Below are 7,552 nucleotides of genomic sequence, written 5' to 3' on the forward strand. Positions count from 1 at the left end.
CGCGCCGGGTCTGCTTGCGCTTGCCCAGGCCCTCAGCGTCACCGAACGTCAGCTGCATAGATGATCCTCTACATGATGAGGCGGGTAGTGTCGCGTATCTGTGGTGCGTTGTTCAGAGCTTCCTTAGGCGTTGGCGCTGCTCGCGCGGGCCGGTTTGCTGCGGGTGCGCGGCAGGCCGGGCAACTGGCGTCTGCTAATGGGCGGGGGGATTACCGGGTTGTAGGGCGGCTCCTTCAACCTCGCCGCTTGCATCTATCTCTTGCCAAAATCCTTGGGTTCGATGCCCTTGGATGCCGGCCCTTGAATCTCTTTTGCTCCCCATTCATTCACTATGCCGACCCGGTTGTATGGGTAGCGAATCTCGACGTTCGCGCCGGCGTTCAGCAGCTCGCGGCGGTCGGTGTTCAGTACAAGTCGTTCGTGCTGAATGTGCAGCTCGCGGCCGGCTTCCCTGACTGACTGGATGACGTGCTTGTCGTCGGCCGACACAATCGGGCCTTGGTAGGTCTTGCCGGTTTCGGGCGCGCGCAGCTCGGGCTGTTGCCGGCCGTAGTCCTGGCGCTCGTACTCGGCCGGCTTAAGCTCCAGGCGTTCTAATCCCCCGTACTGCCGAGCTACTTCTTGCACACGCTCGATCTCGCGCTCGTCGGCGCGGCGGGCTGCCATCATGGCGAGAATCGTTGTCCATTCGGCCTTGTGCTGCCGGCGTTCCTCGGGCGTCGGTGGGCGGTTGCGCTCGGCCTCGACGGCGGTTCTTGCTGTCGGCTGCTGTTTCCATTCGTTGCCCTGCATCTCGTTGTCATACAGTACGTTGCCCTTGCGGTCGTAGACCTGTACGCGGTCGGCCAGCTTGTGACGTTCGATGTATTCGAGCGTTGCCGGCATGCCTTGATAGGCGTCGTTGTGGGCCTGCACGTTCGACCAGCGGCCGAAGCCCTTGGCCGCTTTCTGTTCTTCGTAGCGGCGATGGATGCCGGCCATGCTGTCGCGCTCGTTGGCCGCGATCACACGGGCGACGACGTAGTAGCCGGCCACTTTGAGGCGGCGCATCGTGTCGGTAATCGGGCCGGCCTCGCGCATCGTGCCCTCGAACAGGACGTTGCGGCGAGTCTCGATGGTGCGGTCGAATAGCTGCTTCGTCCACGGCCGCGCATGCGGGTCGGTCAGCTCGGCAAAGTGGCGCTCGTCGGCCTTCTGGATGGCAAGGTATTGCGGGTGGTAGTAGCGCAGCTCGTCGCCGTTGATCGTGACGACGTTGCGATCTGCAAAGCCTTGCTTGCTCGCTTCGAGCAGGCCGCTTTTGCCTGCGCCGGGCTGGCCGCCCAAGATGATTGCCTGCGGTTGGTCGGCCGGGGCGGTGTCCTTGAATTGATGCCGCTCGATCTTCTCGTAAATGATCGCGTGCTTGCTCGGACTCAGTTGGAAGCGATTGTCATCCATTACGCGTCACCCGTGCATCGGTTTGAGCAGGGGTGCGTAGACATACAAGGCCCGGTTAATCAGGCCGAGATTATCGGGCGTAATGGCGCGGCGCTCGTCCACCACGATTTCTAGCTCGTGCTCTAGCGCCTCGATGCGACCAGCGTTCGGTTCGGCCTTGTCCTGCTCGGCGTCGATCTCGCTGTTCAGGTAGCCGATGTACTCGGCCAGCGTTTCTGTGGCGGCTTCTAGGCGAGCCGTTTCTGCGATGGGGGAAAGGGTAGTAGTAGCCACTGTTGCACTCCTCAAAAACATCCAAATCGGAATTCGTCTTCCTTCGTTATGCCAGCCCGGTGACGAGCATGAGGGCGCGTTCGACGGCCCTCATGCGTTCTGCGTCGAGCGTGCCAATCGGCTCACTGACTTTCGCGCGAGGTATCGGTGCTGTCTTGTCCACCATGACCTGCGAAATCTTCTGTAGACCATTGGTCAGACTCGGCTCGACCGTGACCCGAAACATCGCGTCGCGCAGATCGCTTGTGATCGGGCATACGAGGACGCTTTCCAGCTCGGCAAGCAAATCGGACTGGATGACTAGCGCCGGCCGTGGCTTGCCGTAGGCTCCCGGCAAAGCCACCGTTACCAAGTCGCCACGCTGCGTCATTCCCACCCCTCGATAAGGCCAGCGGCGGCTTCACCGAAGCCGATAGCATCGGTTTCGGTTGGATCACCATGCAGGCTGCGACACTGGCGGCTGAGCATCGCAGCCAACTCGGGCGAGCGGGTATCGTGCACCCAAAACTGCACTGGCCTGTACCCGGCTGCACGCAGTCGGTCACGATGACGGGTGACCTTGTTCGTCGGATTGTGAGTTCTCGGCATAATGGGCTCCTTACATTGCATGTATATTTACATGATACCTGGCATGTATCCCATGTCGAGCGCCTCCCTCCCTTCATCTGTTTGTCCGTCAAATGATCGTTAGTCGGCCGTGCCGGACGCTGTCCTGAAAACTGCTTGTGCAACGGGTTGTCGGACAACAAGATAGACGGACGGAATGGCGGACAAGATGGGTGGCAAATGGCACTGATCGGCTATGCGCGGGTATCAACGGCCGAACAGGACACCGCTTTGCAGACGGATGCGCTGCGCAAAGCAGGCTGCGAGCGCGTTTTCGAGGACGCGGCTTCCGGGGCCAAGGCTGACCGCCCCGGTTTGGCTGATGCGCTAGCCTACCTGCGCAACGGCGACGTGCTGGCCGTCTGGCGGCTGGACCGGCTTGGGCGCTCCATGCCGCATCTGATCGAAATGATAGGCGCGCTGGAAGCGCGAGGCGTCGGCTTTCGTTCGCTGACGGAAGCCATCGACACCACCACGCCGGGCGGGCGGCTCATCTTCCACGTGTTCGGCGCGCTGGGCCAGTTCGAGCGCGACCTGATTCGCGAGCGCACCAAGGCCGGGTTGAGTGCCGCCGCCGCTCGCGGGCGCAAGGGCGGACGCAAACCAGTCATCACCGCCGACAAGTTGCAGCAGGCACGTAAACACATCGCCAACGGGCTAAATGTCCGGGAGGCCGCTACACGGCTCAAGGTGAGTAAAACAGCCTTGTATGCAGCTCTGCAATCCACCAGCGCAGGAGATCTCCAAAAATGACAACCGCCTCACGCGCAGCGGCAATGTAATGGCAGCCAAGAGCGAACGATTGACCATTCTGTCGGACGCCGAGCAGGAAGCCTTGTACGGCCTGCCGGATTTCGACGACACCCAGCGGCTGGAATATCTGGCCTTGACCGATGCTGAACTGGGGGTTCAGCCGACATACGCATAAAAATAGCTCACAAGATCGGATTTCATCCATTGCATCAGTGAGTTAGCTGATTTTCTTGCGCAACAAAGCTACGCCACCAACGCCAGTTCAATCTCGTACGGTTCCGGGACTGCCTCCACATCAATCAGGTAATCCCCGAAGCGCTTCACATGGCTGGTCACGTACGGGCTGAGGAAAGCCACGTCCTCCCGTGTGATCTTCCACCCCTGCCGCATCAGAGACGTCATGATTCGGGTCTGTTCGACCACGTTGTAGAAGATGACGGCATTGGAGACCAGGTCGTTGTATTGGACGGCCTTCTCCTGCTCAACGGGGTCATTGTCGGCAATCACTCCTTCCCCGCCGAAGAAGAAATACTTTGCGAAGCCGTTGTAGGCCTCCACCTTGTTGGTCGAGGCGGTGATCTGTTCGCGCAACTCGAGGTTGGAGATGTACTGCAGCAGGAACAAGGTGCGCACGGCCGAACCGAGTGCCTTGAAGGCCTGGTACAGCCGGTTCTTGCGGCTGTAGTTGCCCAGCTTGCGCATCAGCGTCGAGGCCGCGATCTTGCCGGTCTTGATCGAGAGCACGACCTGCATCAGGTCTTTCCAGTGGATTTCGATCAGATCCCAGTCGACAGTGTCGCGGAACAGCGCGTCGATGTGTTCGTAACGAATGTCCTCATCGGGGCGGAAGAACTTGTATTCGCGCCAGTTGCGGATGCGCGGCATCAGCTGGATGCCCAGCAGATGCGAAAGGCCGAACACCGGCAGCGACTGCCCCTGCGTGTCAGCGTGGACGGTGTCAGGCTGGATGTCGGAGGTGTTCTTCAGCAGGCCATCGATGATGTAGACCGCCTCCCAGACACCGCACGGAATGAAGTGGCTGAACAGCGCAACGTACGTATCGGACACGTGGTGGTAGGCGATGCCGCCGTAGCCGCCATAGCGGATGTGGTACGAGGCGAGCAGATTCTGGTCGTAGAGGTCGTACTTGGTGCCGTCGGCAGCTGCGCTCTTGCCATCGCCCCAGCATTTGGGGAGCTGCAGGCCGGCGTAGCTGTTGATGATGTCCCGACAGGCCGCGGCTAGTTTGTTGGCATCCACATGCCGGCGGTTGACGAACGACAGCATGTGCGCCGAGACGGCGCCACGCAGGTGTCGGGCAGCCTGGGCCGGTCCGAGGTTGCAACCATAGGTAAAGGCGGTGAGGACGTAGCGCTCGGTCGGTTGCTCGATCTTGGCGTCCGAGCCGGACAGAGGACCGAAGTGCCGGGGCCAGCGCGTCCAGTGGGCCACATCGCACAGGATCTCGATGACGCTGCGTTCGGGCATGCGGTCTAGGATGGCGGTTTCCAGGGCGCGGGTGACTACTTGGCCATTCTCCAGATAGCCTTGATCGGTCAGCTCGGCGACCTGCATCAGGCGCGATTGCAACGCGTTGACGAAGCCCACGGCCGTGGCCGGCAGCCCCACCTGCTTGCAGTAATCCTCCAACATAGGTTCGCACTGGTCCCACGGCAGCAACTGCTCGCGGTAGTCGGCGTAGGTTTCCGATCCGCGCACAGCCACGTCGCCCGATTTCAGTTCGTTGGCCAGCGATGAGAACACACAAACCTCGAACAGGCGCCGGTGGATGCGCTCTTCGCCCTGTTCGGTGCGATGGATTATGGTCTTGCGCCAGAGTTGGGTGGTGAACGCCAGATCGACCGCTTCGTCCAACCAATCGCTGCGAGTTCGTTCCTGCGTCAGGATCAGCTCGATCGCGTCGATCAGCGAGCGGTCCTCCGTGGTCGAGGCCAAGTCCAGCCTACGCACCATCCGCAGGATGGTGGAGCGGTGACTTTTGTAGAACGGCCACAGCAGCGGCAAGTGATTGTCGCCACTATGCGCCGCAATGGCGTTGCAGTCGGCCTGCAACGTCTGCACGCCACCATGGGCGTTGACCAGGCGGCGGATTTCACGCCCCGCCTCGGTGTCGCCGCGATGATGGTCGAGGACGCGGACCACATCCGACATCGTCGCCACGATCGCTTCGGTCTTCTCGCGATAGCGCGCCCTCAGCCGCTCCAGTTCCTCTCGGCCCCGGTTGTGGATGTTCCCCATGCGCTTGATGAACATCTCCGCGAGATCGTCGCGCGTCTGGACCCGGGCCCGGTGGATCAAGCACACCAGTACGGCGTAGCGCTTGGCGGGCCGAAACTTGCGCAGCTCGGAAGCATCCAATGCCCGTGCCTCGGCGGCGAAGTGCTTCCGCTTGACCTCCGGGATGCCCGCCAGGTGCAACTCGCTGCCGACCAATTCGCCCAGTTCGGCGATATGGTCGATCAACTCCTGGAAATGCTGCAACGAAGAGCGCTTGGGCAGGCGCTTGATCGCATGTAGTGGGCTCTTCTGGCGCCCCTCTTCGACCTGCAGAAGGTCTTCAAGGCGCTGTTTTTCGTCGACGGTCAGTTGAGCCCCGATCTGGGCGAAATAGCGCCCGTTGACCAGCGTGCGGATGCGCCGGGTCAGGCGATCCAGTGTGGAGAACGCCGGCAGCTCGACGCGATCACGCACGAGCTGTTCGATGGCCACGTTGATCAGGTCCGCCGGGTTATCCATCACCGCAGCGGCTTCGTATACCGCGCGTGCCGCAATCTTCAGCCCGCCGTCGCTGTAGGCCCGGACCTGCAGGAATTGACGGATCCGGCGGTAGTAGCGATAGCGCGAGGCGTTGGCAAGATTCGCTGGCTTGACCTGCACGCGCAGTTTCAGCGCGCTGCGGATATGGCGTACCACCGCCGGCGGGACTTCGTCCAGCATGGGGAAGTACCCCAGCCGTTGGAAGGTCTTGAGCAGGATCGTCAGCGTCAGGCGGTGCGCAGGCTGCCGGGTGTACTCGGCAACGAAGGCCACCTCAGCGTCGGTTGGCGTGTAGGCCGCAACCAGTTCGCGGACGACCGGGTTGCGCTTGAATTGCGGGTATGCGGTCCGTTCGATCGACGCCATCCAGCCCCTCAGGTCGTTGCAGGCCTTGGCAGCGCAGGCGCTTCCGGCAGACTGGCTTCGATGCGCTGGCGGGCGAACGGATCGGCCCCGTCGATGTAGCGCATCGCCGACTGCACGTCTCGCCAGCCGACGTACTCCATCAGCGCCTTGACGTCCCAGCCGTTGGCGTTGGCCCAGCCGGCGAAGCCGCGGCGCAGCGAGTGGCCGCTGTAGTCGTTGGGAGAGCTCAGCCCGGCCTCGCGGAAGATCCGCCGTAGCAGGCGCACCAGGCTGTTAGGGTGGAGCGGCGCGGCGGCAATCCCACCCCACTGGTTGACCGCGCGAAACAGTGGCCCCTCGTGGAGGGCGGCTGCCGCGACCCAGGCCATGGTGGCGGCAACCGGGCACCAGCGCGACAGCGCCGGGACCTTGTAGGTGGTGCCGGCGTGCTGGCGATCGCTCTTGCTGTGCGGCAGGAAGCAGGTCATGCCTTCGCCGGCCACCAACTCCAAATCCTGAACCTGGAGGCGAACCAGTTCGTCGCCGCGGAAGCCGCGCCAAAAGCCCAGCAGTACAAAGGCGCGATCGCGCAGATGCCGCAGCTCCGAGGCACGATCGCCGCGAGACCGGGCTGCGGCCGCAGCGTCTTCCAGCCATGTCGTGACCTGGCCCAGTTGAGTGAGCTGCAGGGGCGTGGCGCGTTTTTCGACACTCGGATGCAAGGTCTGGATGCCCTTGAGCACTTGGCGCACCACCGGTGCCCGGGTCGGGTCGGCAAAGCCGTGCACCCGGTGCCACTGCGCCAACGCCGCCAACCGGTGTTTGAGTGTGTTGATCGCCAACTGGCCAGCGTAGGCGGCGAGGTAGCGCGCCACGTTGTCGGCGGTGGCCGGCAGGTGGCCGCCCCATTCGACCTCGAAATGGCGGGTCGCCGCGGCGTAAGCGCGTTGGGTGTTGGGTCGGGTGGCGGCTTCCAGGTATTGCGCAACGCTGATCATCGGCTCCTCCAGTCGCCCGATGGGCCGGGGTGTAACGGCCCGCGTGCGAGCCTAGCCGAAAAATCGGGATTAGGCGGGATAATTCTAGATTATCCCGCGTGAGATCAAGGCCAGCAGCTGGCCCGTCTAGGGCCTGTTAACACTAATGGCCCGAGCGATTAAACTATTGGGCATGGAGATCACGCCAGCACAATTTTCTCTGATCGAACACTGCCTGCCGGCGCAGCGCGGCAATGTCAGCATGACCAACCTGCAAGTGGTCAACGCCATCCTTTACGTTGCCGAGCATGGCTGCAAATGGCGCGGCCTACCCAAGCGCTTTGGCAACTGGCATACGGTCTACACACGCATGAACCGTT

At 62.3% G+C, this 7,552-nt stretch carries 8 protein-coding genes and 1 pseudogene; 3 read left to right on the forward strand and 6 right to left on the reverse strand.

Going from position 1 to position 7,552, the window contains the following annotated elements:
* Positions 1 to 252 precede the first annotated feature (252 nt).
* The 4 genes from F7R02_RS23240 to F7R02_RS23255 are packed head-to-tail and all read right to left on the reverse strand — an operon-like array spanning position 253 to position 2,322.
* On the reverse strand, positions 253 to 1,440 hold the full coding sequence (locus F7R02_RS23240; protein WP_003490828.1) for a zeta toxin family protein: 1,188 nt from the start codon (positions 1,438 to 1,440) through the stop codon (positions 253 to 255).
* A gap of 6 nt (positions 1,441 to 1,446) precedes the next feature.
* On the reverse strand, positions 1,447 to 1,734 hold the full coding sequence (locus tag F7R02_RS23245; protein WP_029220894.1) for a hypothetical protein: 288 nt from the start codon (positions 1,732 to 1,734) through the stop codon (positions 1,447 to 1,449).
* A 25-nt stretch (positions 1,735 to 1,759) separates the two neighbouring features.
* Complete coding sequence (locus F7R02_RS23250; RefSeq protein ID WP_005917856.1) at positions 1,760 to 2,083, reverse strand: type II toxin-antitoxin system PemK/MazF family toxin; 324 nt, start codon at positions 2,081 to 2,083, stop codon at positions 1,760 to 1,762.
* On the reverse strand, positions 2,080 to 2,322 hold the full coding sequence (locus tag F7R02_RS23255) for an antitoxin MazE family protein (RefSeq protein ID WP_317851721.1): 243 nt from the start codon (positions 2,320 to 2,322) through the stop codon (positions 2,080 to 2,082). Before F7R02_RS23255 ends, F7R02_RS23250 begins: the two co-directional genes overlap by 4 nt.
* Positions 2,323 to 2,499: 177 nt before the next feature.
* Here F7R02_RS23255 and F7R02_RS23265 point away from each other — a divergent pair, with 177 nt between their 5' ends.
* Both F7R02_RS23265 and F7R02_RS27035 read left to right on the forward strand, forming a co-directional pair.
* Positions 2,500 to 3,072, forward strand: coding sequence for a recombinase family protein (locus tag F7R02_RS23265; RefSeq protein ID WP_003490984.1), 573 nt, complete (start codon positions 2,500 to 2,502; stop codon positions 3,070 to 3,072).
* Positions 3,073 to 3,121: 49 nt separating this feature from the next.
* The gene (locus tag F7R02_RS27035) at positions 3,122 to 3,247 is read left to right on the forward strand and encodes a DUF4158 domain-containing protein (RefSeq protein ID WP_235857285.1); all 126 of its coding nucleotides are present in this window, start codon (positions 3,122 to 3,124) and stop codon (positions 3,245 to 3,247) included.
* Positions 3,248 to 3,315: 68 nt separating this feature from the next.
* Here the strand turns inward: F7R02_RS27035 and F7R02_RS23275 are convergent, their stop codons facing one another.
* Positions 3,316 to 6,216 (reverse strand): Tn3 family transposase, encoded by a 2,901-nt coding sequence (locus F7R02_RS23275; protein WP_078589452.1) that lies wholly within the window; start codon positions 6,214 to 6,216, stop codon positions 3,316 to 3,318.
* Positions 6,217 to 6,236: 20 nt separating this feature from the next.
* Positions 6,237 to 7,193: pseudogene (locus F7R02_RS23280) on the reverse strand (site-specific integrase); the annotation flags it as partial.
* A gap of 172 nt (positions 7,194 to 7,365) precedes the next feature.
* On the opposite strand from F7R02_RS23280, the gene F7R02_RS23285 reads away from it, so the two are divergent.
* The coding region (locus F7R02_RS23285) for a transposase (RefSeq protein ID WP_151210039.1) at positions 7,366 to 7,552 on the forward strand (187 nt) is incomplete at its 3' end.

It is taken from the genome of Xanthomonas cissicola, assembly GCF_008801575.1.
GTDB lineage: Bacteria > Pseudomonadota > Gammaproteobacteria > Xanthomonadales > Xanthomonadaceae > Xanthomonas > Xanthomonas cissicola.